The sequence below is a fragment of the Comamonas sp. CMM02 genome (genome assembly GCF_014851485.1).
Taxonomy (GTDB): Bacteria; Pseudomonadota; Gammaproteobacteria; order Burkholderiales; family Burkholderiaceae_C; genus Comamonas; species Comamonas avium.
Genome location: NZ_JACUZW010000001.1, coordinates 70540 through 88569, shown reverse-complemented (window position 1 = coordinate 88569; position 18030 = coordinate 70540). Strand labels below are relative to the sequence as shown.

Annotated in this window: 14 protein-coding genes; 2 read left to right on the top strand and 12 right to left on the bottom strand. The window is 57.5% G+C overall.

The genetic code is table 11. From position 1 onward, the window contains the following. Nucleotide 1 precedes the first annotated feature (1 nt). From trpD to trpE, 4 genes are all read right to left on the bottom strand, one after another. Complete coding sequence (trpD, locus tag IB213_RS00415) at nucleotides 2–1036, bottom strand: anthranilate phosphoribosyltransferase (protein ID WP_192405051.1); 1035 nt, start codon at nucleotides 1034–1036, stop codon at nucleotides 2–4. A gap of 149 nt (nucleotides 1037–1185) precedes the next feature. Beyond that, on the bottom strand, nucleotides 1186–1767 hold the full coding sequence (locus IB213_RS00410) for an aminodeoxychorismate/anthranilate synthase component II (RefSeq protein ID WP_192405050.1): 582 nt from the start codon (nucleotides 1765–1767) through the stop codon (nucleotides 1186–1188). Beyond that, nucleotides 1764–2105, bottom strand: a complete 342-nt coding sequence (locus tag IB213_RS00405; RefSeq protein WP_191722379.1) for a chorismate mutase — start codon at nucleotides 2103–2105, stop codon at nucleotides 1764–1766. The genes IB213_RS00410 and IB213_RS00405 overlap by 4 nt, the downstream gene beginning before the upstream one ends. Next, entirely contained in the window at nucleotides 2102–3601 is a 1500-nt protein-coding gene (gene trpE / locus IB213_RS00400; RefSeq protein ID WP_192405049.1) for an anthranilate synthase component I, read from the bottom strand. Before trpE ends, IB213_RS00405 begins: the two co-directional genes overlap by 4 nt. 412 nt (nucleotides 3602–4013) lie before the next feature. On the opposite strand from trpE, the gene IB213_RS00395 reads away from it, so the two are divergent. Together IB213_RS00395 and IB213_RS00390 are read left to right on the top strand one after the other, a co-directional pair. Beyond that, entirely contained in the window at nucleotides 4014–4640 is a 627-nt protein-coding gene (locus IB213_RS00395; RefSeq protein ID WP_225560909.1) for a chalcone isomerase family protein, read from the top strand. 191 nt (nucleotides 4641–4831) lie between these two features. Beyond that, entirely contained in the window at nucleotides 4832–6502 is a 1671-nt protein-coding gene (locus IB213_RS00390; protein ID WP_192405048.1) for a methyl-accepting chemotaxis protein, read from the top strand. A gap of 127 nt (nucleotides 6503–6629) precedes the next feature. Here the strand turns inward: IB213_RS00390 and gph are convergent, their stop codons facing one another. From gph to IB213_RS00350, 8 genes are all read right to left on the bottom strand, one after another. Then, complete coding sequence (gene gph, locus IB213_RS00385) at nucleotides 6630–7343, bottom strand: phosphoglycolate phosphatase (protein ID WP_192405047.1); 714 nt, start codon at nucleotides 7341–7343, stop codon at nucleotides 6630–6632. 902 nt (nucleotides 7344–8245) lie between these two features. Beyond that, nucleotides 8246–10474 (bottom strand): TonB-dependent siderophore receptor, encoded by a 2229-nt coding sequence (locus tag IB213_RS00380; protein WP_192405046.1) that lies wholly within the window; start codon nucleotides 10472–10474, stop codon nucleotides 8246–8248. Nucleotides 10475–10647: 173 nt separating this feature from the next. Beyond that, nucleotides 10648–11613: a siderophore ABC transporter substrate-binding protein gene (locus IB213_RS00375; RefSeq protein WP_192405045.1), complete on the bottom strand. Its 966-nt coding sequence runs from the start codon at nucleotides 11611–11613 to the stop codon at nucleotides 10648–10650. Next, complete coding sequence (locus tag IB213_RS00370; protein WP_192405044.1) at nucleotides 11610–12386, bottom strand: ABC transporter ATP-binding protein; 777 nt, start codon at nucleotides 12384–12386, stop codon at nucleotides 11610–11612. The genes IB213_RS00375 and IB213_RS00370 overlap by 4 nt, the downstream gene beginning before the upstream one ends. Continuing rightward, on the bottom strand, nucleotides 12383–13372 hold the full coding sequence (locus IB213_RS00365; protein ID WP_192405043.1) for an iron chelate uptake ABC transporter family permease subunit: 990 nt from the start codon (nucleotides 13370–13372) through the stop codon (nucleotides 12383–12385). Before IB213_RS00365 ends, IB213_RS00370 begins: the two co-directional genes overlap by 4 nt. Beyond that, a complete protein-coding gene (locus IB213_RS00360) occupies nucleotides 13372–14328 on the bottom strand; it encodes an ABC transporter permease (protein ID WP_192405042.1) in 957 nt (318 codons plus the stop codon). Before IB213_RS00360 ends, IB213_RS00365 begins: the two co-directional genes overlap by 1 nt. Further along, nucleotides 14319–16112, bottom strand: a complete 1794-nt coding sequence (locus tag IB213_RS00355; protein WP_192405041.1) for an ABC transporter ATP-binding protein — start codon at nucleotides 16110–16112, stop codon at nucleotides 14319–14321. The genes IB213_RS00360 and IB213_RS00355 overlap by 10 nt, the downstream gene beginning before the upstream one ends. After that, complete coding sequence (locus tag IB213_RS00350) at nucleotides 16106–17890, bottom strand: ABC transporter ATP-binding protein (protein WP_192405040.1); 1785 nt, start codon at nucleotides 17888–17890, stop codon at nucleotides 16106–16108. The genes IB213_RS00355 and IB213_RS00350 overlap by 7 nt, the downstream gene beginning before the upstream one ends. Between the last annotated feature and the right edge of the window lie 140 nt (nucleotides 17891–18030).

Below are 18030 nucleotides of genomic sequence, written 5' to 3'. Positions count from 1 at the left end.
TTTACGCGGTGCGCTGGCCGGTATAGGCCACCAGTTCCTTGAGTTTGTTCAGCGCCGCCCCGCTATCGATGGCAGCTTGCGCACGCAGCAGGCCGTCAGCAATGCTGCTGGCCACATTGGCCGCGTACAGCGCCGCGCCCGCATTCAGGCAAACGATGTCGCGTGCCGGGCCTTGTTCGCCCTGCAGCACGCCCATCAGCATGGCTCTGGATTCGTCGGGGGTTTCCACCTTCAGCGCACGTGTGCCCACCATGCGCAGGCCAAAGTCTTCGGGGTGAATTTCGTATTCACGCACCACGCCGTCTTTGAGCTCGCCCACCAGCGTGCCCGCGCCCAGGCTGATTTCATCCAGCCCATCACGGCCATACACCACCAGTGCATGCTCGGCCCCCAGGCGCTGTAGCGCACGCACCTGAATGCCCACCAGATCTTCGTGGAACACGCCCATCAAAATGTTGGGTGCGCCCGCAGGGTTGGTCAGTGGCCCGAGGATGTTGAAGATGGTGCGCACGCCCAGCTCTTTGCGCACGGGAGCCACGTTTTTCATCGCCGGGTGGTGGTTGGGCGCAAACATGAAACCAATGCCCATGTCACGGATGCAATCGGCAATCTGCGCTGGCTGCAGGTTGATGTTCACCCCCAGCGCCTCCATCACGTCGGCGCTGCCCGATTTGCTGCTCACGCTGCGCCCGCCGTGCTTGCTGACCTTGCCGCCCGCAGCCGCAATCACAAAGGTCGAGCAGGTGGAGATGTTGAACGTGTTGGCGCCATCACCGCCGGTGCCCACAATGTCCACCAGATGCGTTTTGTCGTGCACATGCACCTGGTTAGAGAACTCGCGCATTACCTGTGCGGCAGCGGCAATTTCGCCAATGGTTTCCTTCTTCACTCGCAGGCCGGTGACGATGGCTGCCGTCATCACGGGCGAGAGTTCGCCGCGCATGATGGTGCGCATCAAGGCCAGCATTTCGTCGTGAAAGATTTCGCGGTGCTCAATCGTGCGTTGCAGCGCTTCTTGCGGGGTGAAAGTGCTCATGACTGGGTATCCTTTGCTATGCCTATAGAAGCTACCAACGCCTACACAGGCTTGTTTTCAGATATTTATTGCTTTTAAAACAAGCACTGGTAAGCGCTAAGCGCTCTTAAAAACAAAAGGCCGCCTGCTGAGTGCAGCGCGGCCCGGGTTTATTTCTGCTCCAGAAAGTTCTTGAGCATGGCGTGACCGTGTTCGGTCAGGATGCTTTCAGGGTGAAACTGCACCCCCTCCACCGCCAGCGTGGTGTGGCGCACGCCCTGAATTTCACCGTCTTCGCTGGTCGCCGTCACTTGCAGGCAATCTGGCAGCGTGGTCTTGTCGATCACCAGCGAGTGGTAGCGGTTGACCGTGAACTGCGCGGGCAGATCGGCAAACACGCCCTTCTGGTCGGTGCTGATGACGCTGGTTTTGCCATGCATTTGCTGGCCTGCACGGATGATGTCGCCACCAAAGGCAGCGCCAATGCTCTGGTGCCCCAGACACACGCCCAGCACTGGCAGCTTGCCCGCAAAGTGCTGGATGGCGGCCACCGAAATACCAGCCTCCGCCGGCGAGCACGGCCCGGGCGAAATCACGATGCGCTGCACACCTTCACGCTCAACCAGCGCAATCACTTCATCCAGCGTGGACTCATCGTTGCGCACCACGATCACCTGCGCCCCCAACTCGCCCAGGTACTGGACAATGTTGTAGGTAAAGCTGTCGTAGTTGTCGATCATCAAGAGCTTCATGGCTGCTCTCCCTGGGGCTTCAAGCCCTGTGCACGCAGGCGCGCCAGCTCCTGATGCTCGTAATCGATGTAGCACTCCATCATGGCACGGTACAGGCGCTCCATCAGGTCGGGGTTGCCGCCCTGTGCCTGCGCCATGGGCCGTACGCGGTCCACAATGGTCTGAATGCGCGCTTCATCGCGCACCAGGTCTTCGTTGTTCTTGACCTTGGCCGCCTGGGTCATGTAGCCACTGCGCTCCACCAGCAGCGGCACCAGGATATCGTCCAGCGCATTCACGCCAGCGCGCACCTCTTGCATGTTGCTGCAGTTTTTGACTTTATCGATTGCGCGGCTCATTCCAGACCTTCCTCCACCAGTTCTGCGGCGCGCAGCAAGGCGCGGGCTTTGTGTTCAGTTTCTCTCCACTCCATCTCGGGGACGGAGTCGGCCACCACACCGGCGGCCGCTTGTACGTACAGATTGCCGTCCTTGATCACGCCGGTGCGAATTGCAATCGCCATGTCCATGTGCCCAGCAAAGCTCAGGTAGCCCACAGCGCCACCGTAAATGCCCCGCTTGGTTGGCTCCAGCTGGTCAATGATCTCCATGGCATGCACCTTGGGCGCCCCCGACAGCGTGCCCGCCGGAAAGGTAGCCTTGAGCACGTCCATGCTCGTCATGCCGTCCTGCAAAATACCTTCCACGTTGCTGACGATGTGCATGACGTGGCTGTAGCGCTCCACCACAAAGGCTTCCGTCACCTTGACCGTCCCCGTCTTGGCAATGCGGCCAATGTCGTTGCGTGCCAGATCAATCAGCATCACGTGCTCGGCGCGCTCTTTGGGGTCGGTGATCAGCTCTTGCTCGGTGGCCTTGTCTTTTTCAGGCGTGGCACCGCGTGGGCGTGTGCCTGCCAGCGGGCGAATGGTAATTTGCTCGCCCGCATCGGTCTTTTCTTGGCGCACCAGAATTTCGGGGCTGGAGCCCACCACCTGAAAGTCACCAAAATTGTAGAAATACATGTACGGCGACGGATTCAGCGAACGCAGCGCACGGTACAGGCTCAGTGGCGATTCGGTGTAGCGTTTTTGAATGCGCTGGCCCACTTGCACCTGCATGAAATCGCCCGCGGCAATCAGCTCCTTGGCGCGCTCCACGGCGGCCAGGTAGTCATCCTTGGCAAAGCTGCGCTCGGCCGGATGGCTGTCGCCGCCTTTAATCTGAGGCACGCTGACCGAGTAGCGCAACTGCTCCTTGAGCTGGCGCATGCGCTTCTTGGCCTTGCTGTAGGCCTCGGCCTCTGCAGGGTTGGCGTACACAATGAAATACAGCTTGCCCGAGAGGTTGTCGATCACTGCCACCTCTTCGCACAGCAGCAGCATGATGTCGGGCGTGCCCAGCGCATCAGGCGGGCAGGAGGCTTCGAGCTTTTTCTCGACATAACGCACCGCGTCATAGCCAAAGTAGCCCGCCAATCCACCGCAAAAACGCGGCAAGCCGGGGCTGAGCGCTACCTTGAAACGCTCCTGGTACGCGGCAATGAAGTCCAGTGGATTGCCCGCATGGCTTTCCACCACCACACCGTCGGTCAGCACCTCGGTTTTGGCAGCAGCACCAAAGCCGCTGGCACGCAAGCAGGTACGCGCAGGCAGGCCAATAAAGCTGTAGCGGCCAAAACGCTCACCACCCACCACCGACTCCAGCAAGAAGCTGTATTTGCCGTTACCGCTGGCATGCGCCAGCTTGAGGTACAGAGAAAGCGGGGTTTCGAGGTCAGCAAATGCCTCGGTCACCAGGGGTATACGGTTGTAGCCTTCGCTGGCCAGGCTTTTGAATTCTAGTTCTGTAATCACAGAGCAGGCTTCCCAATCGGGGCACGCACTGCGCCCATGTCGAAAGGGCAGGCGTGCAATTCACTCAAACCATCCGCAGCAGTGGCGGACAAGGGTGCGCCCGCAATGGAGCGCTTTAAACGGTCATTAATGCAGGCTTACGCCAGGGCCAGGCTCCCCGGTCCGCGCAACCTGTGATGAACACGTGATGAATGAACATAGCGAACAAGTGTAGCGCATTGCCGCCCTTTGAACGGTCTGGGCGCAGCAGCAGCGCTTTGCAGCTCCTTTCATCGCTTTTCTGTGCCATCTCCCAAGTGGTTTTCCCGAGGACAGGGGCACTTGCTGTTGTCGTGCACTGAACCACGCAGCACAATCGCTTACATAAAAAAAGCACGCGCGTGCGAATCAATCCAGCAACCAAGGAGACACCATGTTGACCGCCCATTTCGCCTCTGCGTTGCGCATGCTTCGCTTGGGATGCGCAGGCCTGTGCACCGCGCTGTGCGCATTGGCATTGCCCGGCTGGGCACAGAGCAGCGAGCCGCCTGAACTGGCCACACTCCCAAAGATGGTGGAAGTGAACAACCAAAGCCTGCAACGCAATGGTGCGGGCATTCGCTACAAAGCCATTTTCAAGGTCTACGCTGCGGCGCTGTATCTGGAAAAACCGGCCACTTCTCTGGAAGAAATTGGCAAGATGGCCGGTGCCAAGCGGATCACGGTGCACATGCTGCGCACCATCAATGCCTCCGAGCTGGGCAAGCTCTTTGCCCATGGCATGGAAGACAACATGGACAAGCAGCAGTTTTCCAAGCTGATCCCTGGCGTGATGCGCATGAGCGAGGTATTTAACCGCCACAAAGAGCTCAAGCCGGGCGACAAGTTCACCCTGGACTGGCTACCCGGCAAAGGCATGCTGATCAGCGTCAACGGCGCTCCTGAACCCGCGCAGTTCAACGAACCCGAGTTTTACCAGGCCATGCTGGGCATCTGGCTAGGCCCCAAACCCGCAGACGCCAAGCTCAAACAAGCCTTGCTGGCAGCCACACCAGACTAAACAACCGTTTGTCAGAACCTTCTGTCCAGGCCCCAAGGGGCCTGTTTGCTTTTGTACACACATTCTTGCGAAGTGATTTGTTCCTCCGCAAATCCACGCCGTACAAAAAAATACATAGTGCCCCCTCACTTCTGATCTGTGTGCCATAGGGAGAGGCACACATAAACAATAAAGACATATCCGGAGAGTTCATGCCACTGCTTCAAAACATCACCGTCACTCGCCGGCTGGGCGGGCTGGTGCTCTTGGCCACGCTCAGCATTCTGGGGCTGGCACTGAGCCTGAGCTTTTCAGAGCGCAGCCTGCTGATTCAAGAGCGCCAGAATGCCGTCCGCCAGAACGTTGAAATTGCCCACGGCTTGCTGCAGCAATTTCAAGCGCAGGCAGCCCAGGGAGCCATCACCAACGAAGAGGCACAAAAACGTGCTTTGCAGACCATCTCCAAACTGCGCTACAGCGGTGGTGAGTACTTCTGGATCAATGACATGCAGCCTCGCATGGTGATGCACCCTGTGCGCCCCCAGCTGGATGGCCAGGATCTCACTGAAAACAAGGACCCAACAGGCCAGCGGCTGTTTGTGAACTTTGTCGATATCGTTAAAAAAGAGGGGGCTGGATATCACCGCTACCTGTGGCCCATGCCCGGCAGTGATGCCCCTGTCGAGAAAGTCTCTTACGTCATGGGGTTTGAGCCCTGGGGCTGGGTGATTGGCTCCGGCGTTTACATCGATACCGTGCACGCTGCGTTTGCTGAGCGCTTGCGCTGGGCCATCGGCGGCTCATTGCTGCTTGCCGTGCTGCTGCTGGTCGCCGGATGGGTTATTTCCCGCAGCATCTTGCAGCAACTGGGTGCCGAGCCGGCGCGCTTGCTCGCCATCACGCAGCAGATGGCCCAAGGGAATCTGAGCACCAGCCTGGCTGGCCAGGCCAACACAAGCAGTGTGGTGTATGGGCTCGAGAGCATGCGCGCCAATGTTGCCGACATCGTGCAAGGCGTACGCAGCGGTGCAGAACGTGTCGCCATGGCCAGCCAGGAGATTGCACAAGGCAACCATGACCTCTCCGTACGCACTGAAGAGCAAGCCAGCGCTTTGGAGCAAACGGCAGCCTCCATGGAACAGCTGGGCAGCACGATCCGCCAAAACGCCGACAGTGCACGGCAGGCCAATCAGCTGGCCGTCAACGCCAGTCAAGTGGCCCAGCAAGGCGGGCAGGTGGTGCAAGAGGTGGTCAGCACCATGCGCGGCATCAACGACGCCAGCCAGCGCATTGCAGACATCATTGGCGTGATTGATGGCATCGCCTTCCAGACCAATATTCTGGCTTTGAATGCGGCGGTAGAGGCGGCACGCGCAGGCGAGCAAGGCCGTGGTTTTGCCGTGGTTGCCAGTGAAGTGCGCAGTCTGGCACAGCGCAGCGCTGAAGCGGCCAAAGAAATCAAGACACTGATCACCGCCAGCGTGGAGCGCGTCAGCCAGGGCTCAGCCCTGGCTGATCGCGCGGGCTCTACGATGTCCGACGTGGTGTCCGCCATTCGCCATGTCAACGATATCGTGGGTGAAATCAGCGCCGCCAGCGCCGAGCAAAGTACGGGCGTGACACAGGTCAGCGAAGCGGTCGGGCAAATGGACCGCAACACCCAGCAAAATGCGGCCTTGGTAGAGCAAAGTGCTGCAGCTGCATCCAGCCTGCAAACCCAGGCGGAACAATTGGTGCAGGCCGTCTCGGTATTCCAGCTGGCGCATTACACCCCTTCTGCGTTCGCGCATCCGGGCACCAGCGCACCGCAATCGCCCGCTGCCCATCTGCATCGACCTACAAAGCCCACCCTGCGGGCACTGCCCCACCACGAAAACGCTTAGAAAAAGCCTCCCGTCAGGCTCCGCTTGCGGGGCTTGGCTTGAGGCCGGCTGGCTTGCCAGCCCCAGACAGCCATTGGACAGCCTGAGCCTTTCTGGCGCACCGAACGCCCAGCCTTTGCGCTTGTGTTCAAAGCACGCGCAATTGCGCAATGCTGTCTACAAAACCATCGGCATCGACGGTGTCTACAGGCTGACCATGGTTGTAGCCATACGAGACCAGCACCACCGGGCAACCAGCAGCACGACCGGCCTGCGCATCATTGCTGGAGTCTCCAATCATCAAGGTGCGCGCTGGGCTTGCTCCCAGTGCCTGGCAGGCATTGAGCAGCGGCAGCGGGTCGGGTTTTTTGCGCTCGAACGAATCACCGCCAAAGACCACCTCAAACAAGCCATCCAGGCCCTTGGTCTTCAATAACGGCGTAGTGAATGCCAAAGGCTTGTTGGTCACACACGCCAGTCGCAACCCGGCGTTCTTCAAGGCCTGCAAACCCAGCGCCACACCGTCGTACACGCTCGAGTGCAGGCCGTTGATGGCCACGTAGTGGTGCATGTAACGCTGCATGGCCTGCGGGAACAAAGTCTCTACCGCCTCAGCCAGCCCATCCTTCGGGTGGCCGGCACTGGTCAGGGCCGCCGCCAGAGCCAAGCGCAGCAAATGCTCGGTCCCTTTGCCCACCATGTGTTCAATGTCTGCAGCTGTCAGCAGTGGCAACTGCAAATCGGACAGCATCCGCGTAATGGCCTCTGAAAAGTCGCCAATGGTGTCGACCATCGTGCCATCCAGATCCACGATGGCCGCATCCAGTGCCCACTGGTGAGATGCAAAAGAAATGGTAGCCATGAAATAAAGTTCGCAAATAAAAAAGTAGAAATGTTAACGCCTTAATAAACAGGTCAAAACACTACGACGTACTTTGCCAAATCGGTCGATTGAAGTGCGCATGCACGAGCGCAAACTCGCTTCAACTCAGTAACGTGCACAGCATCCGGGCTATGTCGGACTCAAAGCAACGTTGTTGCATCCATTCGTTTAGATCAACTAACCCCAGACGCAGTTATGCCTCGAGTACGGTCTGCGAACGGTACAGCGCTGTGCATCGATTGAGGATGGCGCATCGATATGCAGCTCATTGAGCTGCCGCTCAAACGTCCTGAACATGCCCCCAGTCGTGTGACCCAGTTCATTTTGCTCACAACCAGACTGCACCAGTGCTTCACTGTCCGACCCTTTTCATGTGTCTCAGCCTCAAAGCGCTTCCATGCAGTAGGCAACGTTTTCGCCTGTTCGCCCCGAGCATTCTTTCATGGTGAAATCATGAAAACGGTGCACCTTCATGCCCACAAACAAATGCCATCCAGCCTGCCTGCCGCGATAAGGCACTTGGACTTGAAGGCTGTTTCGGCGGTAGCAGAACGTGCTGAAGTTCGTGGCTATCTACGACAGTCCTGACAATTGCGCCACAGACCCGGGCAAACCGATAACTGGACGCAAGGCTCAGTCTGAGCAAGTTCTTGGTGACCAAAAAGCTCAATGGCAGCACCCGAGATACCTCAGACTCTCTCCCCCAAACTTCAAAGCTGCTGTGTGTCTGGGTCAGCCAGCCTGGAGCTACTGGGGCCGGCTGACACCGCAAGCCTGTCGGCTTGCGGGGACCGACTTGTGCAGAAACACCAGCCGGGCTGGCCCCACTCAGACTGCCATTGAGCTCACCCGTCTGTTTTTCTGAGCAGTTATCGCTGTGGTTAAAAGTCCATTGATGCGGAGACCGATACCGTGCGCGGTGCACCCAGTATCAGCGAGGTCAGGGCAGGCATGCCCCAGTACGCTTTATTGGTGACGTTGTTCACTGCCGCACGAACCACCACAGGGGTGTTGTTCACCTTGGTTCTATAGCGCGCGCCAAGATCGTAAGTGGTACGACCACTGGCCCATTTCTGGTTCAGATCATCGATGTACTGCTTGGAAACTGCTGTTGCGTTGGCGGTCAGTGTCAGGCCTTGTACGAAGGAGGTATCCCATTCCACACCGAGTTTGGCTTGCAGCTTGGGCATGCCTTTGGCCATCTTGCCTACATTGGCAGCAACAATGGACTTGGTGACCTTGGGATCTGAATAAGCGACCCCACCCATCAAGCGAACACCGCGCATGGGCGCACCGAAAAAGCCCCATTCCACACCACGATTGCGCTGTTTTCCATTGACCGCATACGTGTTGGTGGCAACATCTGCCGCGCCACTGGGTTTGGAGATTTGGTACACGCTCAAAGTGTGTGCAAAGTCACCCAGATCAATTTTTAGACCCACTTCTTTCTGCTTGGTCTTGTAAGGGGCCAGCATCTCGCCTTCGTTCGCATAAGGCGAAGCCACTTGCTGCCCCTTGCTCAGCCCTTCAATGTAGTTGGCATAGACCGACAAGTTCTCGGTGGCCTTGACCAGCAAGGCTGCCGCTGGCGTATTAGCGCTGGTCTCATAGTGCTTTTTCGGATCCACAATGCCGCTTGCCGCATTGAAATTGTCGGTACGCACGGACTGGTGACGAATACCTAATGTGAGCTGCACACGGTCCTTGGCAAACGACAGGGTGTCGGCCAAGCCAAAACTGCGCAGTATGGACTCTGTATGCGTAATCGGCATCCCGCCCATAACAGGCGCAGGACCCCAGACAGGATTGTAAATTGTCGAGGTCATGGTTCCCGTGACACGGTTGCCATTCTCACGCAGGGTGTCTGCGTAATAGGTGGTGTTGAGCGACCATTGGTGGCCTACCGACCCGGTTTTAAAACTGCCTTTCAAGCCTGCGTCAAGAGATTGTTTCTCCACCTCGAACTGCAGCTGTGCCAGCCTTGTTGTGAATGCGCCCGTGCTGGCATTGGTGATCTCTCCACCTGACGCACCGTTGTACTCGTAGTTGGACTTGCTGGTCCCTACCGCAATATGGGCAGTAACCTGATCGGTCAAATCAAATTCGCCACGCGCCATGATGGCCTTGTCCTTGTTGTGCACATAGCTCCAGTCCGGGCTCAGCAAAGTATCTGCTTTGGGTGGCTTAGGAACCACAGATACGCTGTTGGCCAGCGTAAGGCCTCGGCTGACGCCGTTGACATGATCCTCGCTGATGTACATATCGGCCGACAGGCGGACACGTTCGCTGCGCCAATCCAGCCCTAAAGAGGCTAGCTCTGCTTTCTTGTACTGCTGGTTGACAGCACCTTCGCCATCGCGATACATCCCATTGAAGCGAATCCCGAACTGCTTGTTTTCACCGAACCGGCGACCCACATCCAAGTGCGTGCCAAATTGCGAATCGGACATATAGGTGCCGGTCAACCGTGTCAGTGGTGCATCACCTGCTCGTTTAGGCTGCAAATTGATGGCACCACCAACTGAGCCACCGGGTGGCATGCCATTGAGGAGTGCCGTTGGGCCTTTCAGTACCTCCACGCGATCGTACATTTCTGTCGTTCCTCGGTAGTAAGGGGCCATGCCATACAAACCGTTGACCGAGGTGTCGGTGCTACCGACAGTAAAACCACGGATGGAGTAATTTTCTGACCAAGAGCCTGACGCGTTGTTGCTAAAAACAGCAGGGTCCGTTGCAGAAATCACTTCGCCAATATCTTTGGCTTGGCGATCTGCAATGTATTCCTCCGTATAGCTGATGGTGCTGAAAGGCGTTTCCATAAAGTCTTTGGCACCGAGAAAACCCACGCGCCCACCGGTGGCCACTTGGCCGCCTGCATAGGGAGCCGTCACACCATGTGATTGTTCAAGCACAGTTACTGCGGGCAGTGTCGGGGCATTGTCTGTGCCCTGTGCTGCCGTGGCTGTGCTGGTTTGCGCCAGCGTGGCTGACGTGGACATGGCCAGCCCCATCAGCAGCGCCATGTGGGCAGCCGTGCTGCGCTTTAACGCAAAAGGAGGGTGAAGCGGAGCTGGCGCATGCCATGTCGATTGAGAGCAGATTTGAGACATACCGATTTCCTTGTTATGGATGGCGTTGTGCAATGCGTCGGCGCATGTCCATGCATCAGGAACACGAAAGCCGGCACTGGCAGCAGCACCTTTTTGCAGGGTTGTTGGCTGGGCGTGAACCTGGCTGTGAAGCGTTGAAGTGAAAACTTCAATCAAAATCAAGAGCCAAATATTTAGGGCTGATAACCCTTTAGCACGTCTTTCATCACGATTTGCAGTGATGTGGGGCTGGCTCCTGTCGTGTACCAGGCGTCTGCATCCACAAAGACGATACGGCCGTTTTTCCAGGCATTGGTTTGACGCAGCAGCGGGTTGGCCACGTCCTCTGGTTTAAGTACGGCCTTGCGTTCCATAACGGCGGTGCGGTCCACCACATAAAGAATGTCAGGGTTGGCCTGCTGAATGAATTCGCTGGACACGGGCTGTCCGTGCAGCCCGGCTTCTACCGCTGCGCTGGCTTGCTTGACACCCAGCGTGCTGTAAACGAAGCCGTAGCGTGATTGAGCACCGAACGAGCTGAAAGCGCCGTTGTTGTGCAGCACGATGAGGGCGCGCTCAGGACGGCTTTTGGTGATGTTGCGCACCTGCTGCACCTGGGCGTCTAAAGCAGTGGCTTTGTCACGCGCCAGCGCGTCTTTGTGGAAAATTCGCCCCAGCGTCAGCAGATGCTGCTTGACGGCATCAAAGTGACCCACCTGACTATTTTTAAAGTCGATGTCGAAATGCACCGTGGGTGCAATGTCGGATAACTCTTGGTAATGGTTGGCCTGAAGCGGTGTCATCAAAATCAGGTCCGGCTTGATTGCGTGCACACGCTCCAGATTGGGCTGCACGATGGCGCCCAGATCAGCCACTTTGGCATCATTTTTGTACTTGGCCAAAAAGTGAGGCACAAAGTCCTTGACCATGCCTGCAATCGGCACACCCAGCTGGTCAAGCATGTCGACTTCATTCATCTCCAGCGCTGCCACGCGTTGAGGTGGTCGCTCAATCACCGTCTTACCCAACTTATGCTCGACCATTACAGGGCTGTAAGCCGCCGTTTGTGACCATGCGGGACTGATGCTGGATACGCCGCAGGAGGCCAGAATGACAGTGCAGCCTGCCGCACGAAACCAATGTCGACGATCTAAAGTCATAACGTTTTTTCCGATGTATTGAAGTAATTGCAAACCAGGCTGTTGGTGGTATGCGTGATCTCAAAATCAAGCTCATACAGGTCAGCCAGCCGCTGCTCGGTCACGACCTCGTGTGTGGCACCGCTATAGCGCAGCGCGCCGTTTTTGAGCGCGACAATTTGGTCCGAGTAATTAGCCGCAAAGTTGATGTCATGAATCACCAGGACCACCGTGCGTCCTTGCTCGTCGCACAGACGGCGCAGTGCTCTCATGATCTGCACGGCGTGCTTCATATCGAGGTTATTCAGGGGCTCGTCGAGCAGCAATACATCTGTTTGCTGGGCCATGGTCATGGCCAGAAAGGCCATCTGTCGCTGGCCACCACTAATCTCGTTGATGTAGGCATCACACAGCGGCTGCAGCGACAAAAATTCGATGGCTTCATCAATTGCCTGCTGGTCTTGCTTCGTCAGCCGTCCTCTGCTGTGCGGGAAACGGCCAAACGCTACCAGGTCTCGCACAGTCAGCCGCATATTGAAACCAGGGGACTGGCGCAGCGTTGCGACGCGCTTGGCATACTCCGCCATGCGCAACTCGCAGACATCGCAGTCTTGCAGCAGCACGCTGCCGCTGTCGGGATTGAGCAAGCGCGCCATCATCATTAGCAAAGTGGATTTGCCTGCGCCATTGGGGCCAATCAGCGAGGTGATGCTGCGCGCAGGGAATTCCGCGCTGACGTTGGACAGCACGGTCTTGCTGCCGTAGTGTTTGTGCAGGTTGCAAACAGAAATCATGGGTTGCCTCGGCTGCGAATGGTCAGCGCGAGGAAATACACGCCGCACACCAGATTGACCAAAATGGTGACCGTGGTCTTGTAGTTAAAAACATGCTCTACCAACAGTTGTGCCACGATGAAGATGGCCACCGTGATGGCGCAGCCCAGCGGTAGCGTGATACGGTGCCGGGCACTCGGAGCCAGTGCATAGGCGATGTTGGCTACGAACACACCCATGAAAGCGGTCGGCCCAATCAAGCTGGTCGACACCGCAACCAGTAGTGCAATCAGTGCCAGGTGCAGTCGCGTGGAGCGGGCATGTTCCACGCCCAAAGATATGGCGGCCTCACGGCCCAGAGCCATCACATCGAGTACCGAGAGTGTTTTGCGCAACACAGTTAGCACCATCACAATGGCCACGGCGGCATAGGCCAGCGTTTCAGGACGTGCACGGTTGAAAGAGGCGTAGCTCAATCCTTGAAAAACGGCAAACTCACCAGGACTGATGCGCAACTGCACAAACTGCGTGAAGGTACCAATCACCATGGTCAACACCAGCCCTACCAGCAGCAGTACGTAGACATCGGCCTTGCCATCAGATGCACGTTTTTTCCGTGCTGAACGACCGAGTAACCACCAGTCAATCACGCACGAGTACAGCAGCATGAGCACCACTGAAACGGCAAAATTGCCGCGCAGGCCCAGGGCCGCAAGGCCTTCAGCGCCAAGTATCAAGAGCAGCAGTGCTTGCCAGAGCAGATACACCGCTTCGTAACCCATGACAGCGGGCGTCAAGATGCGGTTGCCAGCCAGCGTCTGGAACACAATGGCGGATACGGCAACGCAGATGCCACCAACTACGATGGCTGCCAATCGCACCAGACGTTTTGGAATGACGTAGCTCCAGTCCCAGCCTGCTCCTGCCAGCGCAAAGATGGCGGTCAATGCAATGACACCAATCCCAATCCACCACAGGGGTGCGTGGGTACGTTGCGTGTGCTGCATCAACGCCCCCCCCGCAAGATCAGCATCAGAAAAACCACCCCGCCAATGCCACCCGCAGTCAGACCAATTGGCACTTCAAAAGGGTAGATGAGCAAGCGTCCAAGGATGTCGCACAGCAGCAGCAGCGAGGCTCCACCTAAAGCCACCAGAGGCAGCGTTTTCCGCAGATTGTCACCACGGTGCAGGGCCACGAGCTGTGGCACGACCAAGCCCACAAAAGGAATCGCACCGACGGCGATAACGGTGACAGAGACTGTGACTGCCACCAGCAGCAGGCCGAGAGCGGCTGTGGCGGCGTAGCCAAGCCCTAAGCTGGCCGCCATCTCTTCGCCCATCCCTAATACGGTGAAGCGGTGGGCATACGCATAGGCCAGCGCAACTACCGGCAAGATCAGGTAAAGAATTTCATAGTGGCCCTGAACGATGCGTGAAAAATCGCCCAGCAACCAGCCCTGCATGCTTTGCATGATGTTGTGGCTGTAGGCATAAAACTCAGCCAGTGCACTGAGCACGCTGCCGTACATCAGCCCCACCACAGGAACTAGGACTGTATTGCGAAACCGGATGCGCCGAATGATGAGTACGTAGACCACATTGGCGGCCAGACAAAACACCAGTGCGAAAAGCATGCGCCCCGCAATCCCCACTTCGCCCAGCGCAGGCAGTGCAGTCATGGCGACAAGAATTCCCAGTTTGGCTGCATCCAACCCACCCGAGGTGCCGGGCTCTACAAACTTGTTGCGCACAATGTGCTGCAAGATCACACCGCATACCGCCAGACCCACGCCCGTCAGGATCAGAGCCGCCAGACGCGGCAGGCGACTGGCCGTGAGTGTCAGCCATGCATCGCCTGAGCTAGAAAAAAGCTGTGCCCACGCCATGTCACGCGCACCCACCATCAGCGAAATTACGCACAGCAACGCAAACATCCCCCACCAGCGCACACTCAGTTGCATGACGGCCCTTTGTCCATGCTGGGCGGTTTGGCCGACGCTATGCGCCAGCCCTTGGTGGTGTTACGCTGGTGCAAAAATTGGGCATAACGACCATTCAGTGCCAGCAGTGCTTGCGGCGAGCCTTGCTCGACAACAAGCCCATCTTCCAGCACCACGACATGGTCGGCCATAGCGATCGTGGAGAGCTGGTGCGCGATCACGATCAGCGTACGGCGCCCCTTGAGCCAAGACAAGGTTTGGGCAATGGTCTGCTGATTTTCTGCATCCAGCGCGGATGTGGCTTCGTCCACCAAAAATACCGGTGCGTCTTTGAGCAGGGCGCGTGCAATGGCAATGCGCTGGCGTTCACCGCCGGACAGACGTACCCCGCCTTCGCCTACCTGGGTGTTCAGGCCCTGCGGCAGACGTGCAATGATTTCGCTCACCCCAGCCCGCTGCGCTGCGTGCAGAACTTCTGAATCTGTAGCACCCGATTTGCCAATGCGGATGTTCTCGCCAATGCTGCCAGCCAGCAAATAGCTGTCTTGAAAGATCTGGCTGATGTGCGCGGCTACCTGCGCATCGGTAAGCTGGCGCACATCGACACCGCCGAGTTGAACCACCCCTGCGCTGGTATCAAAAAAGCGTGCCAGCAGCCGCATCACGGTGCTTTTGCCGGAGCCAGAGACCCCAATCAACGCCGTCATGGAACCCGGTGCTGCATGCAGACTCACACCACGCAGTACCTCGGGAGCGTCATCTGCATAGCGAAAGTGGACGTTGTGCAAAGTGACCGAGGCATCTTGCGGTTGCTGCAAGGTCTGCACACCACTGGGTTGCGGCAAAGGTTGCACGCTCAGCAGGCTGGCAATGTCGTGCAACTGCATGTTGGCAGCGCGCAGCACATCTGCGTAGCCTGCCACTTCGAGCAATGGATCAATAAAGCGACTGACCATCAGCAGCGCCACTACCACGGTGACCACTTCCGGCAGATTCAGTCCAGCATCAACGACACCATTGAGCCATGCCACACAAGTGACCAGCAGCATGGCCAGAACCAATTGCACGGCCCAGGTGTTGATCACGGTTGACAAGGCTGAGCGCCCAATGACGCGCAGCCCTGAATGCTGCTGCAGAGCAATGGCCTGCTGCACAAAACGCGCACTGCCTGCCTCACCTTGGAAAGCTCGCAGTACCGACTGGGCTTGCGTAAACTCGACGATGCGTTGACTCGACTGCGCAAAGTCACGCTGAAATACGGTGTCAGCACCGCGTGCCAAACGAGTGGTCAGGGCAAATGCACCCGCCAACAGGGGCAGCGCCACCAAAGCGATCACACCCAGCAGGGGGTGGAGCATCCACAGCGTTATCACCAGCACAATGGGGGTGATAACGCCGCTGATCAAGGGCGTGAAAACGTGCGCAGGCAGTTGGGCCACGCTCATCATGCCTTGCGTGATGACATGCTCCAGGCGTGCTGTGTTCTGCGGCGTAAACCACCCCACGGGCATGCGTGCCACTTGTTCACCAAGACGGTGGCGACCTGCTTGCACTACAGCGGTACCCACTTGCACACCCGCCTTTTCTACCCAGCGACGCCACAGCCAACTGGTGACTACGCCCAGCACCAGAACCAACATCCAGCACACGGCAGTTACTGTGTCACCCTGCAACCCGCTGCGCAGCAAAGGCACCAGCGTGCTGATCGTCAAGCCGCACAGCAGGCCATACGTCACTGCTAGCCACAGGTAACGCTGAAAAACGGGCCGCGCATTGCCCAGCAATTGTGTAAAAGTTTTCAGCACGGCAAACCCTCTGCAGTCTGGGTAGTTGCGTAACCACCTTGGTCCCACAATCTGGCATACAAACCTTGCCGGTCCAGTAATTGCAGGTGCGTGCCCTGTTCCACGATGGTGCCGCCATCCAGCACCAGAATCTGGTCTGCATGCATCACCGTATCGAGCCGGTGAGCAATGACCAGCACAGTGCGATGCTGTGTAAATTGCGCCAATGCGGTCTGGATGTGAGCTTCATTGCCCGCATCAGCGGCGGCTGTAGCCTCATCAAGTACCAGCACTGGCGGGTCCAGCAGCACAGCACGTGCAATGCTCAGGCGCTGGGCCTCGCCCCCAGACAGCTGAGCGTCTTCCCCGATCACTGAGTCATAGCCACGCGGCAGTTGCACAATGCGTTCATGTATATGAGCCACGTGCGCTGCAGCTTCAATTTCAGCCTGCGTGGCGTCAGGACGGCCCAGTGCAATGTTTTCTCGTATGCTGGCATGCACCAGGCGGATGTCTTGCAGCACAAAACCAATCTGTTGATACAGCTGCGTGCTGTGCATAGCGCGCAAATCGATGCCACCTAGCGTGATTCCCCCTTCGACAGGATCAAAAAAGCGCAGCAGCAAGCGCGCCAAGGTTGATTTCCCTGCTCCTGAAGGGCCAACGATTGCAGTGACCGTGCCAGGCTGCATCTCGAAGCTCACGCCATGAATCACCGTGTGAGCGCCATCGTAGGCATAGTGCACTTTTTCAAATCGCACGCCGTGGCCTTGCGGCAATTGCGGCTGTGCGTCTGTCATCTGTGGCAGCACAGGGGTGTCCAACAAAACCATCAGGCGCTGTGCTGCACCTTGTGCGCCTTGCAAATCATGCAGCAAGGTATGTAGCAGCAGCAGCGGTGCGCACAGGCCTGGCGCTACCAACACAAACGGCAGGACATCTACCATCGTTATCCAGCCCTGATGCGCCATCGCCATGCCCGCGGCCAGCACAATACCCAGCACGGTAACTGGTGCAATCAAAGCATGGGCGTGACCCATGGCTGCCACCAAAGGCCGAGTGAAATCCACAAATGCATTGGCAAACCCGTCCACCGCCTGCGCATAACCTGCATGGGGATGCCCGGCTGCGGTATAGGCTTTGACGGTGCCAATGCTGCCAATTAATTCCACAGTGGCGCTGTTAATGGCCCCCATCTTCTCCGCCAGATTGGTCATGTTCTGATCGCTGGCTTTCATGGCGTGCTTCAGAAACCAGAAAAATCCTGCAAATGGCAGCATTGCAATCAGCGTTAAACGCCAATCGAGGGCCAGCAGATATCCCACGGAGATGACTACAGCCCCAGCGGCACGCGCTACGGATGTAAAGAAGTGGGCAGTTAAGCTGTGCAGCGTGCCCATGTCATCTTGCATAGCCTGCTTGACCTGTCCTGAAGCTCTGCTGGTGAACCATCCCATTGGCACCTTGGACAGTTTGTCTACGACTGCTTGGCGAAGATGGTGTGTCAGACAGTGGTCTGCGCGATGTGCCAGCCATTCGCTAGCAAAAACCAGCGCAGTCCCCACTACCAGGCACGAGATGCTCACCATCACGATCTGCCACAAGCTAAAGCGTGAATCTGCGCTGCCCAGCGTTTGGCGCGCAATTTCTGCCATCCCTGCCAGTGGTACCAATCCCAGCATCGCGCCCACTGCCGCAAGCACCGCGGCAAAAATCAGCCGCTTGCGTATGGGCTGCAGGATGCGAGCCACGGGACTCGCGGGTTGTCGAGCAGCAGATACTGCGTTATCAACATTCATAGAAGGCCGAGGTCGAAAAAAAATCACCCACTTTCCAACGCCCCTTTTAACGAGGCCGTAGTGGATGCCACATGCCCGCACACGTGCAACTTTCAAGTTGGAAAAGACGACTCTGCACCTGAAAACTTCACGAACAGAGA

What these genes read in the sequence shown, in the direction of transcription:
- trpD (WP_192405051.1), bottom strand. Translation starts at nt 1,036, where the DNA reads ATGAGCACTTTCACCCCGCAAGAAGCGCTGCAACGCACGATTGAGCAC.
- IB213_RS00410 (WP_192405050.1), bottom strand. Translation starts at nt 1,767, where the DNA reads ATGAAGCTCTTGATGATCGACAACTACGACAGCTTTACCTACAACATT.
- IB213_RS00405 (WP_191722379.1), bottom strand. Translation starts at nt 2,105, where the DNA reads ATGAGCCGCGCAATCGATAAAGTCAAAAACTGCAGCAACATGCAAGAG.
- IB213_RS00395 (WP_225560909.1), top strand. Translation starts at nt 4,014, where the DNA reads ATGTTGACCGCCCATTTCGCCTCTGCGTTGCGCATGCTTCGCTTGGGA.
- IB213_RS00390 (WP_192405048.1), top strand. Translation starts at nt 4,832, where the DNA reads ATGCCACTGCTTCAAAACATCACCGTCACTCGCCGGCTGGGCGGGCTG.
- gph (WP_192405047.1), bottom strand. Translation starts at nt 7,343, where the DNA reads ATGGCTACCATTTCTTTTGCATCTCACCAGTGGGCACTGGATGCGGCC.
- IB213_RS00380 (WP_192405046.1), bottom strand. Translation starts at nt 10,474, where the DNA reads ATGTCTCAAATCTGCTCTCAATCGACATGGCATGCGCCAGCTCCGCTT.
- IB213_RS00375 (WP_192405045.1), bottom strand. Translation starts at nt 11,613, where the DNA reads ATGACTTTAGATCGTCGACATTGGTTTCGTGCGGCAGGCTGCACTGTC.
- IB213_RS00370 (WP_192405044.1), bottom strand. Translation starts at nt 12,386, where the DNA reads ATGATTTCTGTTTGCAACCTGCACAAACACTACGGCAGCAAGACCGTG.
- IB213_RS00365 (WP_192405043.1), bottom strand. Translation starts at nt 13,372, where the DNA reads ATGCAGCACACGCAACGTACCCACGCACCCCTGTGGTGGATTGGGATT.
- IB213_RS00360 (WP_192405042.1), bottom strand. Translation starts at nt 14,328, where the DNA reads ATGCAACTGAGTGTGCGCTGGTGGGGGATGTTTGCGTTGCTGTGCGTA.
- IB213_RS00350 (WP_192405040.1), bottom strand. Translation starts at nt 17,890, where the DNA reads ATGAATGTTGATAACGCAGTATCTGCTGCTCGACAACCCGCGAGTCCC.